At 34.1% G+C, this 782-nt stretch carries 1 pseudogene; it reads left to right on the top strand.

The features are described 5' to 3' along the window. A pseudogene (locus KI369_RS28180) lies at nt 1-718 on the top strand (transcriptional regulator); the annotation flags it as partial. Nucleotides 719-782 lie beyond the last annotated feature (64 nt).

Genomic DNA, 782 nt, shown 5'->3' on the forward strand with positions numbered 1-782 from the left:
GTTAGAAGAAGCAATGAATCTCTTTAGCAGGGTTCAGGAAGAAAGTGATGATGTTTCTCTTGTGAAAGAGGCGGTATCGTTTCAAGCAACTTGCTATCTTATACTCAATAAACCGAATGAAGTATTGCAATTGCTTGGCGAAACGATACGTCCTAACGTTCCAGAGGAAGATCTAATCGCACAGGCGTATCAAATGCTTGGAAATACTGAAAAGGCGAATGAAGTAATGCAAATTAGTATGTATCAACATTTAATACAACTCGTTGCGACAATACCGAATTATGTAGTAGTAAATGCCTCAAGCGTTGAAAAAGTAGAGGTAATTTTAAATAGAGCTTTCATGTTAATAGATATATATGAAATAGAAACATTACATCCCAATATGACTTTAAAAGTATACTATGCTGCTGCACAAGTATATTGTATGCAAGACAATTTTGAAAGAGCATTAGAAATGTTACGGAAATATGCAGCGGTTTGTGCGGCGAGCTTTACAGTAAATAGTGTACATTTACATGGGGATTCCTATTTTGATGCGATTGATGAATGGTTTGCAGAGTTTCCACTTGGTGCTAAAACAGTTAGAAATGAAGAGATTATAAAGCGAAGCATGTTACAAAGTATTGCAGAGAATCCAGTTTTTTCTCCAATGAAAGATGTAAGAGAGTATAAAAATATAATAACGAGTTTGAAATTTAAATTGGATATAAAAGAATAGGGGGAAAAAATGATGACTTTTGATGAATATGAAGTAGCGATAAAGAGAGAGTTTACTTTACAAG

It is taken from the genome of Bacillus sanguinis (assembly GCF_018332475.1).
Lineage (GTDB): Bacteria > Bacillota > Bacilli > Bacillales > Bacillaceae_G > Bacillus_A > Bacillus_A sanguinis.